Origin of the sequence: Pseudaminobacter soli (ex Li et al. 2025) (genome assembly GCF_029892515.1) — a bacterium.
Classification (GTDB): domain Bacteria; phylum Pseudomonadota; class Alphaproteobacteria; order Rhizobiales; family Rhizobiaceae; genus Pseudaminobacter; species Pseudaminobacter soli_A.
Genome location: NZ_JARXVF010000005.1, coordinates 123,555 through 136,140 on the forward strand (window position 1 = coordinate 123,555; position 12,586 = coordinate 136,140).

At 63.7% G+C, this 12,586-nt stretch carries 12 protein-coding genes; 5 read left to right on the forward strand and 7 right to left on the reverse strand.

The genetic code is table 11. From position 1 onward, the window contains the following. Nucleotides 1-20 precede the first annotated feature (20 nt). From M2281_RS20210 to M2281_RS20220, 3 genes are read left to right on the forward strand one after another with little or no spacing between them, the layout of a single operon-like run. Nucleotides 21-1,124 carry an amino acid ABC transporter permease gene (locus tag M2281_RS20210; RefSeq protein ID WP_280822985.1) on the forward strand — a complete coding sequence of 368 codons (1,104 nt, stop codon included), beginning with the start codon at nt 21-23 and terminating at the stop codon, nt 1,122-1,124. 25 nt (nt 1,125-1,149) lie between these two features. Beyond that, the gene (locus M2281_RS20215; protein WP_280822986.1) at nt 1,150-1,893 is read left to right on the forward strand and encodes an amino acid ABC transporter ATP-binding protein; all 744 of its coding nucleotides are present in this window, start codon (nt 1,150-1,152) and stop codon (nt 1,891-1,893) included. A gap of 33 nt (nt 1,894-1,926) precedes the next feature. Next, entirely contained in the window at nt 1,927-2,943 is a 1,017-nt protein-coding gene (locus tag M2281_RS20220) for a P1 family peptidase (RefSeq protein ID WP_280823213.1), read from the forward strand. A gap of 59 nt (nt 2,944-3,002) precedes the next feature. On the opposite strand, the gene M2281_RS20225 is transcribed toward M2281_RS20220, so the two are convergent. The 5 genes from M2281_RS20225 to M2281_RS20245 form a co-directional block, all read right to left on the reverse strand. After that, nucleotides 3,003-3,413, reverse strand: a complete 411-nt coding sequence (locus M2281_RS20225; protein ID WP_280822987.1) for a RidA family protein — start codon at nt 3,411-3,413, stop codon at nt 3,003-3,005. An 82-nt stretch (nt 3,414-3,495) separates the two neighbouring features. Beyond that, nucleotides 3,496-4,329 carry a tryptophan 2,3-dioxygenase gene (gene kynA / locus M2281_RS20230; protein WP_280822988.1) on the reverse strand — a complete coding sequence of 278 codons (834 nt, stop codon included), beginning with the start codon at nt 4,327-4,329 and terminating at the stop codon, nt 3,496-3,498. A gap of 107 nt (nt 4,330-4,436) precedes the next feature. After that, nucleotides 4,437-5,192, reverse strand: coding sequence for an SDR family oxidoreductase (locus M2281_RS20235; RefSeq protein WP_280822989.1), 756 nt, complete (start codon nt 5,190-5,192; stop codon nt 4,437-4,439). Nucleotides 5,193-5,395: 203 nt separating this feature from the next. Continuing rightward, nucleotides 5,396-6,127, reverse strand: coding sequence for a tellurite resistance TerB family protein (locus M2281_RS20240; RefSeq protein WP_280822990.1), 732 nt, complete (start codon nt 6,125-6,127; stop codon nt 5,396-5,398). A gap of 135 nt (nt 6,128-6,262) precedes the next feature. Further along, the gene (locus tag M2281_RS20245) at nt 6,263-7,189 is read right to left on the reverse strand and encodes a rhodanese-related sulfurtransferase (protein ID WP_280822991.1); all 927 of its coding nucleotides are present in this window, start codon (nt 7,187-7,189) and stop codon (nt 6,263-6,265) included. Nucleotides 7,190-7,363: 174 nt separating this feature from the next. On the opposite strand from M2281_RS20245, the gene M2281_RS20250 reads away from it, so the two are divergent. Beyond that, a complete protein-coding gene (locus M2281_RS20250) occupies nt 7,364-8,116 on the forward strand; it encodes an N-acetylmuramidase family protein (RefSeq protein ID WP_280822992.1) in 753 nt (250 codons plus the stop codon). 76 nt (nt 8,117-8,192) lie between these two features. After that, nucleotides 8,193-8,834 carry a 2-dehydro-3-deoxy-phosphogluconate aldolase gene (locus M2281_RS20255; protein ID WP_280822993.1) on the forward strand — a complete coding sequence of 214 codons (642 nt, stop codon included), beginning with the start codon at nt 8,193-8,195 and terminating at the stop codon, nt 8,832-8,834. Nucleotides 8,835-8,928: 94 nt separating this feature from the next. On the opposite strand, the gene M2281_RS20260 is transcribed toward M2281_RS20255, so the two are convergent. Together M2281_RS20260 and M2281_RS20265 are read right to left on the reverse strand one after the other, a co-directional pair. Next, nucleotides 8,929-10,665 carry a DUF882 domain-containing protein gene (locus tag M2281_RS20260; RefSeq protein WP_280823214.1) on the reverse strand — a complete coding sequence of 579 codons (1,737 nt, stop codon included), beginning with the start codon at nt 10,663-10,665 and terminating at the stop codon, nt 8,929-8,931. A gap of 310 nt (nt 10,666-10,975) precedes the next feature. Further along, the gene (locus tag M2281_RS20265) at nt 10,976-12,502 is read right to left on the reverse strand and encodes a sigma-54-dependent transcriptional regulator (RefSeq protein WP_280822994.1); all 1,527 of its coding nucleotides are present in this window, start codon (nt 12,500-12,502) and stop codon (nt 10,976-10,978) included. Between the last annotated feature and the right edge of the window lie 84 nt (nt 12,503-12,586).

Sequence of the window (12,586 nt, forward strand, 5' to 3'; positions counted from 1 at the left end):
GCCAAGGGTAGAGAAACTTCATGTCCACATCGGCTCTCGAAGCCAAGGACGAGCGCGCCAGCAGATGGCGCGCTCGCAACCAGGTCCGAACCTATAGCAAGCGCACTTTCGGCGTTCTGCTGTTCACGCTCCTCACCCTCGCCGCTCTCGCCTACACGGCCTACTACATCCGCGCCTTCGTGATCGCGGAAGCCTGGTCGGCAACTCCAGTGACCGTGGTGGCGGCCCTCGCCTGCCTCCTGCCGCTGGCTGTCGTGGTGCAAGCCGCCCGCGCCGTATCGTGGTCGTCGCAGGCTGGAAAAGCTTCCGATATCTACCTGGGACGCGAACTGGGGGCCAAGGCCTCGGACGCTTCCTGGAAGGCGCTCGCCTACGCCGCGGCGCTGCTCATCGTCTGTACGCTCGCATGGTTCTTTGTCGTCAACGACGCGGCCGTGAGCCGGACGTTCTTCGACGTCAACTTGATCGTCAAATCCGCCGGCGCCGTGCTCAAGGCCTTCGGCACGAACATCTTCATCTTCGTGGTTTCCGGCATCCTGATCCTTGTCTGGGCACTCGTCGTCGCCATTGCGCGCACACTCCCCGGCGAAGCAGGCAAGCCGATCCGCACGCTCGCCATCATCTATGGCGATCTGTTCCGCGGCCTGCCGGCGATCATCACCATCTATCTCATCGGCTTCGGCCTGCCGCTTACCGGCCTGCCGATCCTGAAGGACCTTTCCTCCAACGCCTACGCGATCATCGCGCTGACGCTGACCTATGGCGCCTACACCTCCGAGGTCTATCGCGCCGGCATCGAAAGCGTGCATCCGAGCCAGATCGCGGCGGCCCGCTCACTCGGCCTGTCCTACTTCAGGACCATGCGCTACGTGGTCGTTCCGCTGGCCGTGCGCGGCATCATTCCCCCGCTGATGAACAACTGCATCAGCCTGCAGAAGGACACCGCGCTGGTTGCCATCATCGGCACGATCGACGCCTTCAACCAGTCGAAGATCATCGCCAGCAACAACTTCAACCTCTCCGCCGTCACCACCGTCGCCATCCTCTTCATCGTCATCACGATCCCGCAGGCGCGCTTCGTCGACAAGCTGATCGAACGCGACCGCAAGAAGATGCGCTCCTGACCCTCGAACGGATGGATTGAAAAAGATGGCACTGGTCGAAATCGACAAGGCATACAAGCGCTACGGCGCGGTGGAGGTTCTCTCCGGCATCTCGCTCGACATCGAGGAGCATCAGGTGGTCTGCCTGATCGGCCCTTCGGGCTGCGGAAAGTCCACGCTGCTGCGCTGCATCAACCGTCTGGAGACGATCAACGAAGGCGAGATCCGCCTGCACGGCGACCGGGTGACCGGCCCCGGCGTGGATCTCGACGCCCTGCGCCGCGAGATCGGCATCGTCTTCCAGGGCTACAACCTCTTCCCGCATATGAGCGTGATCGAGAACGTCACGCTGGCGCCGACCAAGGTGCTGAACATGTCGCGGGGGGAAGCGGTCGAGAAGGGCAAGGCTCTGCTGGCCCGCATCGGGCTGGGACACAAGGCGGACGAATATCCCGACCGTCTTTCCGGCGGCCAGCAGCAGCGCGTCGCCATCGTGCGCGCGCTGATGATGGACCCCACGCTCTTGCTTCTGGACGAGATCACCTCGGCGCTGGACCCCGAACTGGTTTCGGAAGTTCTGGACATCGTGCGCGATCTGGCCAAGAACGGCATGACCATGGTGCTCGCCACGCACGAAATGGGCTTTGCCCGCGAAGTCGCGGACAAGGTGTGTTTCCTGCAGGCCGGCAAGGTCTATGAGGAAGGCCCGCCGGAGCAGATCTTCGGCAACCCCCAGGGCGAGCGTACGCAAGCCTTCCTCAAGCGCATCGTGGAAGCCGGCCGCCTGTAAAGGCTGGTATTTGGAAAGATCGAGGTGACATCGGTGAACGCACGGGATTTTGGCATCGTCTGCGGAATTCTTCCCACGGGCGAAAAGAACGCGATCACCGATGTGCCCGGCGTGCGCGTCGGCCACCACACGATCCACGAGGGCGACATCAACACCGGCGTGACGGCAGTGCTGCCGCATGCCGGCAATCTCTATCGCAAGAAGGTGTTGGCGGCGAGCGACGTCATCAACGGCTTCGGCAAGAGCACGGGGCTGGTGCAGATTGACGAACTCGGCACGCTCGAAACGCCGATCCTGCTCACCAACACCTTTGGCGTCGGCACATGCGCCAATGCGCTGATCCGCGAGGCGATCGCCGCCAATCCCGACATCGGCCGCCAGACGGCGACGGTGAACCCCGTGGTTTGCGAATGCAATGACGGGCCGCTGAACGACATCCAGGCGATGGCTGTCACCGAAGAACATGCTCGGCTGGCGCTGGCGAACGCACATGAAGGCACTGTCGAGCAGGGCAATGTTGGCGCCGGCACAGGCATGACCTGCTTCGGCTTCAAGGGTGGCATCGGCACCTCGTCGCGCAGGTTCGAACTGGACGGCCAGACCTTCCATCTCGGCGCGCTGGTGCTTTCCAATTTCGGCCGCGCCGGCGATTTGGTGCTGCCGGACGGCCGCCGCCCCTCGCCTAACTCCGCAAAGGAGGCCGAGAAGGGCTCGGTCATCATCATCCTTGCCACCGATGTGCCGCTGGAACACCGCCAGCTCAAGCGCGTCACGCGTCGCTGCGGCGCGGGTCTTGCGCGGCTCGGGGCTTTCTGGGGCCATGGCAGCGGCGACATCGCCATCGGCTTCACCACCGCGACCACCATCGACCACGACGAGAAGAGCGATCTCATCTCGATGCGCGCGCTGAACGAGAACCGCATCGACAAGCTGTTCCGCGCCGCCACCGAGGCAACGCAGGAAGCGGTGCTGAACTCGATGTGCGCAGCCGAAGCCATGAAAGGCCGCGCGGGCAATTTCCGCCCCTCGCTGGCCGACTGGCTACGCTGAAAAGAAAGCGGCGGGACCAGCCCGCCGCAAATCCTCTATCTATCGGCTGAGTGAACCGCTTAGCGCGGCAGCACGGCCGTCGCCTCGATCTCGACCTTGGCCTCGTCTTCCATCAGCGCCACGACCTGCACCATGGCCATTGCCGGGAAATGCTTACCCAGCACCTCGCGATAGGCGGCGCCGATCTCGCGCAGGTTCGCAAGGTATTCCTTCTTGTCGGTGATGTACCAGGTGAGCTTGACGATGTGCTCGGGCCGGCCGCCGGCTACCTTCAGCACATCTACGATGTTCTGCAGCGTCTGCCGGGTCTGGCCCACCAGATCCTTTTCCTCGAAGACCTGATCGGCGTTCCAGCCGATCTGCCCGCCGAGATAGGCGACGCGGCCATCCGCAAGGATGCCATTCGCATAGCCCTTGGCCGGCTTCCAGTTTGCCGGATGCAGCACTTCGTGAATGGTGGCGGTGGTCATGAATTGTCTCCGATATCAGTTCTTCGTCTTTGTTGATGGCTTTGGATCGCCGGGCCTCCCTGCCCTCCTCCCCAGTCCTGCCCTAGAGCGCGGTCCGCACCTTCCAGAGTTCCGGGAACAGCTCGACCTCCAGCATCTTGCGCAGATAGGACACGCCGGAGGTGCCGCCGGTGCCGCGCTTCAGGCCGATGATGCGCTCGACAGTGGTGACGTGGTTGAAGCGCCAGCGCCGGAAATAGTCTTCGAAGTCGACCAGCTTCTCGGCAAGCTCATAGAGCATCCAGTAGCGCGCCGGGTCCTGGTACACTTCCTTCCAGGCATTCAGCACCTGGTCGTTCTCAGCGCGCGTCTCGCGCAAGTTGGAACGGTCCACATCCGCACCGATGTCAAAGCCGTGGCGCGCCAGAAGCCGCAAGGCTTCGTCATAGAGGCTGGGGCCAGCGAGAATTTCTTCCAGCTCGGCGAGGACCTCGGGCTTGTGCTCATGCGGCTTCAGCATGGGCAGGTTGCGGTTGCCGGCCAGGAACTCAATCGCCCGGTACTGATGGGACTGGAAGCCCGACGACTGGCCGAGCGAGCCGCGGAACTGCGTGTATTCGCTGGGCGTCATCGTGCGCAGCACGTCCCAGGCGCTGTTCAGCTGCTCGAAGATCCGCGCCACGCGGGTCAGCATCTTGAAGGCCGGCTGCAGGCGGTCCTCGCGGATCGCCACGATGGCCGAACGCATTTCGTGGATGGCGAGCTTCATCCAGAGTTCGGAGGTCTGGTGCTGGATGATGAACAAGAGCTCGTCATGCGCGGTCGAGAGCGGCTCTTGCGCCGTGAGCACCTTGTCCAGCTGAAGATAGTCGCCATACGACATGCGCCCGCGGAACTCCATCTGAGCGCCCTGTGCAGGATTGTCAGCTTGCGTCATGCAACTCGTCCCTTGTTGGCGGAGCCCGCCTTCCCCTTGTTTTTGGGAAGGATCGCACTCCCGGGATTACATTTCAAGCATGAAATTTTATGATTAAAATATCTAGGTCAGCCCCGTCCAACATAAGGCATATTGGTTGCCATCACCGTCATGAACAGCACATTGGCGTCGAGCGGCAGCCCGGCCATGTAAAGAACGGCTTCGGCCACGCGTTCCACATCCATCACCGCCTCCGGCGCAATCGTTCCGTTGGCCTGCGGTACGCCCTGGGTCATCGGCACGGCCATTTCGGTCAGGGCGTTGCCGATGTCGATCTGGCCGCAGGCGATGTCGAAGGGTCGCCCGTCGAGCGCGAGCGTCTTGGTGAGGCCGGTGATGGCGTGCTTGGTCGTGGTGTAGGGCACCGAGCCCGGGCGCGGCGCGTGCGCAGAGACAGACCCATTGTTGATAATGCGGCCACCCTGGGGGCTCTGCCGGCGCATGGCCCCGAAGGCTGCCCGCGCGCACAGGAACGAGCCGGTGAGATTGACGCCGACCACGTCCTCCCACACATCGACGGAGATTTCGTCGATCAAGGTCGACTTGTAACCCATGCCGGCATTGTTGAAGAGCAGGTCCACGCGGCCGAACGTGCTTATCACTTCGGCAAACAGCGCATCGACCTGATCGGCCCTGGAAATGTCGCAGGCCACCGCCAGCGCCTTTGCCTCGCAGGGGCCGGCAGCTGCGATCGCGTCGTCGAGGACGGATTTCCGACGGCCGACGAAAACCGTGTTCCAGCCTGCCTTCAGAAGTGCGGTTGCGACGGATTTGCCGATACCGGTGCCTGAACCGGTGACGATTGCAATCTTGCTGTTTGCCATTTCGAGCCTCCCTTTCGGTAGCGAGGCATCGCAAAAGCGGGCCGGTCAGGCAAGCGATTGAAGCGGTTTCGGCAGACAAAAAGGGCGGTCATTGGCGACCGCCCTAAGATGGGAATTCCGCTTGGGAGGAGGATAGCGGATCCGAATGATGAAAATGATGCGCTTGAAAGGTTAACGGAATCTTAATGCGCAAATCGCGGCAGTCAGGCGCTCGCCGCGCTTTCTTCGACCCCGCCGGGCACCTTGGCGGCCGAAACTGTCGCCTCGATATGATCGACCAGCGCATCCGGCAGCTTGAGCCTTCCTGCCAACATGTCGAGGAAGCCACGCTCTGCGCGAGTGTGCGGCTCGATGGTCATCCGGGCGGCGGTGTAGAGCTCGATCTTCTGGGCGTCTGTGTGGGCGGCCGCGACCAGCGAGTCGATGTCGAGCGGCCGGGCCAGCTCGCCTAGCAGGAAGCTCTCCGCATCGGGCCCGATGTGGGAGCCGGCGATCTTGTCGGCGATCTTGCGGCGCTCTTCGTCATCGACATGGCCGTCGGCCTTGGCGGCGGCAATCATGGTGCGCACCAGCGCCAGCGCGAACTCGCTTTCGCCTTGCGGCGCCTGCGAGGGATGGAAACTGGTATCTTCCGGGGCCGGCAGCAGTTCCGGCTCATGCACGCCTGCGGGCGCCGGCTTGCCGCCGTTCTGGTAGCTCTGGTAGGCCTTGTAGGCGAGGCCCGCCACGGCGGCGAGGCCGCCGAGCTTCAACGCCGATTTTGCAACCTTGCGCCCGGGCCCGGTCCCCAACAGAACCGCGACCAGCGCACCGGCCGCCAACGGGTTGTCCTTTGCAAGCTGTGTTGCCTGGTCGGCTTTTTCGCGTACGGTCGACTCGGTGCCGGGCACCTTCGAGCCAAGCAGATCGTCAAGCAGCTTCTTGGGATCCAACATTCGGGCCTCCGGAATTTGGGTCCGCAGCTGGCGGACTGTTTCGGGTGCCGGTGAGGTAGGCAGCGCAAAGTGGCATTGCAATGCGGCGGTGACAATTTGTGACCGCGCGCTGCCTATGAAAGAGGATTGGTCCGATCAGCTGCCGATATGCCGAACGCCGCGATCGGCCGCGAGTTCCACTTGCTTGTGCCGTTCGGCATAGCGCGCGCGGTCCTCGTCGGTGCGCACTTCATGGCAATGCGGGCAGGAGACGCCCTCGATAAAATGCGGTGAGGCCTGCTCTTCAAGCGCAAGCGGATGGCGGCAGGCACGGCAGAGCACGGAAACGCCCTGCTCCAGCCCATGCGACACGGCCACGCGCTCGTCGAAGACGAAACACTCGCCGTCCCAGAGGCTTTGCTCGGCCGGCACTTCTTCCAGATATTTCAGGATGCCGCCCTTGAGGTGGAACACGTCCTCGATGCCGAGCGACTTCACATAGGCGGTCGCCTTTTCGCAGCGAATGCCGCCGGTGCAGAACATGGCCACCTTGCGGCCCTCAAGGTCACCACGGTGCTGCTCGACCCAGTCGGGAAACTCGCGGAAACTGCTGGTCTTGGGATCGACCGCGTTGCGGAACGTGCCGATCGAGACTTCGTAGTCGTTGCGCGTGTCGATGACGATCGTGTCTGGGTCAGCGATCAGCGCATTCCAGTCCTTCGCCTCGACATAGGCGCCGGTGCCGTCCAGCGGGTCGATGCCCTCGACGCCCATGGTCACGATCTCGCGCTTCAGCCGCACCTTCATGCGGTGGAACGGCATCTCGTCTGCGCGGCTGTATTTGAGCTCCAGCCCAGCGAATTCGGGAACCGCCTCCAGCCAGGCGATCAGGCCGGCGATGGCCTCGTCGGTCCCGGCGACCGTGCCGTTGATGCCTTCGCGGGCCAGGAGCAGCGTGCCCTTGATGCCGTGCGAGCAGCAGAAGGCGGCGAGCGGCTCGCGCAAAGCCTCGAATGCTTCGAGCCGGCAGAACCGGTAGAGCGCGGCGACGCAGAAATCTTGCTGGGGCGTGGATGAATTCATTGAATGGGGCAGTAGCGCCTGCGGAGATTTGTTTCAAGACGCCTCGAGAAAGCCTTTTGCCGCAACGGCTTGCCGAAGCGGCTAATCAGGCGACGCCCCGCACCTGCGCCGGGTTTTATCCCCCGCCAACGGAGCGGAAGCAGAATTGGCGCACCACAGGGAGACGCCAAGATCATGTTCACACAGGAAATCATCGACGAAATCCGGGCCGCCGCCCGATCGCTCGGCATCGAGGCCGAAGCATTGCTGGCCATTGCCGAAGTGGAAAGCGGCGGCCAGGCCTATGCCCGTGTGGATGGGCGCAACGAGCCCCTGATCCGCTTCGAGGGCCACTATTTCGACCGGCGACTTTCGACCGTCAACCAGATCAAGGCGCGGGCACTCGGCCTCTCCGCGCCGGCCGCCGGCGCGGTTGCCAATCCACGCACACAAGAGGCGCGGTGGCGACTTCTGGCCCGCGCGGCCGAAATCGATCGCAAGGCGGCCTATGAATCCGTCTCCTGGGGCGTGGGCCAGGTCATGGGTGCCCACTGGGCGTGGCTCGACTATGCGAATGTCGATGCGCTGGTCGCCGAGGCGCGCAGCGGCATCGCCGGGCAGATACGCCTGATGGCGGGTTACATCGACAAGGCCGGGCTGACCGCCGCGCTTCGGGACCGGGACTGGACCGCCTTTGCCCGCGGCTACAACGGCCCGGACTATCGCAAGAACGGCTATCACACGAAAATCGCCGCCGCATATGGGCGCTACAAGGCAAGCAGCGAAATCGCCAGCCAATCGCGGCCTGGCAGCCTGCCGCCCGGCGACGCCTCCAACGTCGGCAAAAACATCTCGCCATCCGTGGCCCTGCCGGGTCGGGTGTCGGAACCTCAGAGCGCTCTCGGCGGTTGGTGGAACGGGCTCAAGGCAATGCTTCTGCGGCGGTGACACACTTTGTCTCCGTGACTTGCGGGACTGCCTCTGCTAAATCGGTTGAAATTCCTGTCACGCTTCAGAGAACCTTATGTCCAGCAAGACCGACAAGCTCCTTTCTCTCCTCGACGGCCAGCCGGTTATTCCGGTGCTGAAGATCGACAATGTGGCCGATGCCGTACCGCTGGCCCGCGCACTGGCAAAAGGCGGCCTGCGCGCCATTGAGATCACGCTGAGGACGGCTGACGCGCTGGAGGCGATCCGTCGCGTGATCGGCGAGGTCGAGAACGCGATCGTCGGCGCCGGTACCATCCTCGATCCGCGCCACTTCGAGCAGGCCGCCGAGGCGGGCTCGAAGTTCATCGTCAGCCCGGGGGTGACGCGCGAGCTTCTCCGTGCGGCCAACGACAGCCCGGTCCCACTGCTGCCGGGCGCCATCACACCAGGCGAGATCATGACCGCGCGCGATGCCGGGCTGGACTTCCTGAAGTTCTTCCCGGCTGAGCAGGCGGGCGGTGCGGCCTTCCTCAAGGCGCTTGCCTCGCCTTTCGCAGGCATCCGCTTCTGCCCGACGGGTGGCGTATCGGCCGGCAATGCGGCCAGCTATCTCGCTTTGCCCAATGTCATCTGCGTGGGCGGTTCGTGGGTGGCGCCGGACAATCTGGTGAAGGCCGGCGACTGGGGCGCGATTGAAGCTCTCGCCCGCGAAGCCACGACCCTGCGGAAGGCCTGAGCCGGCTTTCCGCAATCGGAAAAACACTTCGCCCAAACGAAAAAGCGCCGGACTTGCCGGCGCTTTTTTTGGCTCTGGTGTCAGGCCAAGCCCGTCAATTGGTCTCGAAACGAGCCACTGACAGGAACTGCACGGCCTTGCCCGTGAAGCGGCTGGCATCCGCCACCTGGCTGCTCTTCTGGAAACCAGCCGTATAGACCTCGCGCGGAGCCGTGCGGACGATGTTGTAGGCGAAGGACGGCGCCGTGGTGCCTTCCGAAGCCTTGGCGACATAGTCCTTGTGCAGCACCCAGCGCGCAGCTTCCGGAGCAGCGGCCAGGGTGACCGACTTGCGGTCAGGCTTGGCGTCCTGGGCCGCGGCACGGGCGGTCTTGGGCGTGGTCTTGGCACCGGACGTCGGCGCGACAGGTTCGGCCGGAACATCGGGAACCATCGTGGCGGGCTCGGCGGCTCTGGTGGCCAAGGCAGCCATGCGCTCCTTGTTCGCCTTGATCTCGGCCTGGACGGCGGCTGCCTCCTCAGGCTGAGCCACCTTGGCCGGCTCCGGCAAGGTCGGGCGAGCCTGCGGCAGAGCCGCCACCACCATCTCCGCGCTATCCGAGGCCGCCGTCGGACGGCTCATCGGCAGCGGAATGTTGGCGAGCTTGCCCTTGTCCGTCTCGGCCAGAGCCAGAAGCATCGCTTCCTGCGTCGGCTTCGCCGGCTCGGCCGGCGGCGTGTAGTCGGGCCGGTGCGTCGGCAACGGAATATTGAGGGCTACGGCCTGCGCCTGTGCGCCGGGCGATCCCTGGAGCGGGTCCTGCGCCATGCCGAAGGGAACGGTTTCGGGGGTCGCTGCGGCAACCGCCTCGGCGCCCACCTCACCCTTCGGCCGCGGCGCGAGCGCCGGCAACGGCACCCCACGCGCAGGCAGCGCGGCTACTATGGTTTCAGGCGCCTGTGCAGGCTGCGGCTGCTGTTCGGCCGCATCCACGCCCGGAATCTCGGCGCGCTGCGCTTCGTCAGGCGACAGGATCTGGATACCGCCCTTGGCCGGAGCCGGAGCCGCAACCGTGGTAACGGTAGGCGCCTGCCTGACGCTGGCCTTCGGAGCTGGTGCTGCCGAGGCTACGACCGGAGAGCTGTCTTCCTCGTCGTCCGATCCGCCGCCGCCGAACAGGGCAGCCAGAAGTCCGCGGGAGCGCTTCGTGCTCTTGGTACTGCCGCTTGCCAAGGCAACAGCGAGGTCGCCACTGCCCCTGCGGGCTTCATAGGCGGCCAGCGCTTCCTCGAAGCCGGGCAGCGGCTTGCCATCGCTCGGTACGTGCAGGGTCTTGCCGTTCGGGAACACCGCGACCAGTTCCTGGCGGCTCATGCGCGGCCAGTGGCGCACATTGCCGACGTCAAAATGCACGAAGGGCGAGCCGGAGGTCGGATAGTAGCCGACGCCGCCGGCCTGCATCTTGAGGCCGATCTCGCGCATCCGCTTGAGCGGCACATCAGGCAGATAGAAGTCCATCGCCTTGCCGAGCATATGCTGGCTCTTTTCGGCGACCATCTTGCTGCGGCTGCGCAGCATCGAGTTGGTGGCCGGCGAGCGATAGCCCGAAACGACGTGGATATATTCGTGGGACCCCGAAGCCTGATAGGCTTCCCAGATCAGGTCGAACAGCCTGGGATCCATCTTGGTCGGCTCATTGCGGCGCCAGTCGCGCAGGAACCGGTTGAGATCGGCAAGGCCTGCCGGATCAAACCGCCCATTGCGCTTGAAGGTGATTTCCTTCTTCTCGCCGGTATGAACGAAATAGAGCTTCAGACTTCTGGTCTCGGCGCTGGCCGCCGAGGCCACCATCGTGAGGAAACCGAAAGCGATCAACGAAGAGGCCAGCAGCTTGCGCCAGCCGAACGGTTCGAGATCGCGCCTGTTTTTGGGTCGCTCGATACTAATCAAATCAAAAGGCCCTATAGAGTGCCGTTTGTCCCCGGATTTGAACCCCGGACGACGAGTGCTTTGTCGTCCGAATATCAATTCTAATGGTTAATCACTGCTTATTGAAGTCCAAATGCGGTGACACCATGGCGATATCCCGGCAAATCATAGCCGTAGAAATCACGGTAAATGACCAGTTAAAAGGCGTGCCCTTCACAGAGCTAGATCGAATTTACGAGGCCAGCCTTTCTGCTCGCCCGGTCTCCGGGTCGATGCCATATTCCTTAAGCTTGCGATAAAGAGTCGAGCGTCCGATGCCCAGCCTGCGGGCCACCTCGCTCATCTGGCCATTATAATGGTCGATGGCCAGCCTGATCATGTCCAGTTCCACATCGGCAAGCGGGCGAACATTGCCGCGCTCGTCCACCGCCTTCAGCAGCCCGAAACCGTTGCGGCCTGCGGGCTCCGCGTGCTGCGGTGCATCCCGGCTCGCCTCCACAGGCTGCGACAGCGGGACCTGTTCCGACCGCTGCGGAGCGGCATCGTCGGACCGCTCGCTCAGCACGACCGCGCCTTCAACCTGCGCCCTGATCTGGGGGAATTCCTCCTCGGTCAGCACATTGCCTTCGCACAGCACCGAAGCACGGAAGACGGCGTTTTCGAGCTGGCGGATATTGCCCGGCCAGTCATAGGCCTGGAGCATCGAAAGCGCGCGAGCGGAAATGTCCATGATGCGCCCGCGCGGCTGCGATGGCGCGACATTTGCGAGAAAATGCCGCACCAGGGCCGCAATGTCTTCGCGGCGTTCGCGGAGCGGTGGCACGAAGATCGGGTAGACATTGAGCCGATAGAACAGGTCCTCGCGGAACTTTCCGTCCTTCACCTGCTGCAGCAGGTTGCGATGCGTCGCGGAGATGAACCGGATATCGACCTTGACCGTCGAGCGGCCGCCCACGGGATCGACCTCGCCCTGCTGCACCGCGCGCAGCAGCTTGACCTGCACGTCCAGTGGCAGGTCGCCGATCTCGTCCAGGAACAGCGTGCCCGTATGCGCCTCGACGAATTTTCCGGCGTGCTTCTCGGTCGCGCCCGTGAACGAGCCCTTTTCGTGGCCGAACAGGATGCTCTCGACCAGATTGTCCGGGATCGCGCCGCAATTGACCGTCACGAACGGCTTCGACCGACGCCCGCTGGAGCCCTGGATCGCCCGGGCGACCAGTTCCTTGCCGACGCCGGATTCGCCCTCGATCAGGATCGGGATGTTGGAGGCCGCGGCCTTCTGGCCCAGCCGGATCACGCGCTCCATCGCCGGGCTTCCCGTCACCATGTCCTTGAAGGTCAGCACGCCGCCGCTGCGCGTCGAGCGCGGTGCCTCGCCGCCGAGCGCCTCGACCTTGAGCGCGTTGGCGACCGCCGTCTTCAGCCGCTCCGGCGATGCCGGCTTGATGACGAAGTCGAAAGCTCCGTTGCGCATGGCCGAAACCACCGTCTCGATGCCGCCTTGCGCCGTCTGCACGATCACCGGCAGCTGGATGCCGCGCTTGCGCATAGTCTGGAGCACGGTGATCCCGTCCATGCCGGGCATGGAAAGATCGAGGATGACCACCGAGACGTTGCCCGCATCGGCGCCATCGAGCACTTTCAGCGCCGCCTCGCCGCCGTCCGTCACGATGGCCCGATAGCCGAACTTGGTGACGGCTGCTTCGAGCAAACGCCGCTGCACAGGATCGTCATCGACTATGAGTATACAAGCAGACATGAATTATTCGGAGAATCGCGATAGAGAGCGTTGTTGCCGTATGGATCATCCTGGCACAGGGTTCTAAATAAGGTTTCAAAAAAG

Coding starts and splice junctions, on each gene's coding strand:
- M2281_RS20210 (WP_280822985.1), top strand. CDS start 21: ATGTCCACATCGGCTCTCGAAGCCAAGGACGAGCGCGCCAGCAGATGG.
- M2281_RS20250 (WP_280822992.1), top strand. CDS start 7,364: ATGTTCACACAGGAAATCATCGACGAAATCCGGGCCGCCGCCCGATCG.
- M2281_RS20255 (WP_280822993.1), top strand. CDS start 8,193: ATGTCCAGCAAGACCGACAAGCTCCTTTCTCTCCTCGACGGCCAGCCG.
- M2281_RS20235 (WP_280822989.1), bottom strand. CDS start 5,192: ATGGCAAACAGCAAGATTGCAATCGTCACCGGTTCAGGCACCGGTATC.
- M2281_RS20245 (WP_280822991.1), bottom strand. CDS start 7,189: ATGAATTCATCCACGCCCCAGCAAGATTTCTGCGTCGCCGCGCTCTAC.
- M2281_RS20240 (WP_280822990.1), bottom strand. CDS start 6,127: ATGTTGGATCCCAAGAAGCTGCTTGACGATCTGCTTGGCTCGAAGGTG.
- kynA (WP_280822988.1), bottom strand. CDS start 4,329: ATGACGCAAGCTGACAATCCTGCACAGGGCGCTCAGATGGAGTTCCGC.
- M2281_RS20215 (WP_280822986.1), top strand. CDS start 1,150: ATGGCACTGGTCGAAATCGACAAGGCATACAAGCGCTACGGCGCGGTG.
- M2281_RS20260 (WP_280823214.1), bottom strand. CDS start 10,665: ATGGTGGCCTCGGCGGCCAGCGCCGAGACCAGAAGTCTGAAGCTCTAT.
- M2281_RS20225 (WP_280822987.1), bottom strand. CDS start 3,413: ATGACCACCGCCACCATTCACGAAGTGCTGCATCCGGCAAACTGGAAG.
- M2281_RS20265 (WP_280822994.1), bottom strand. CDS start 12,502: ATGTCTGCTTGTATACTCATAGTCGATGACGATCCTGTGCAGCGGCGT.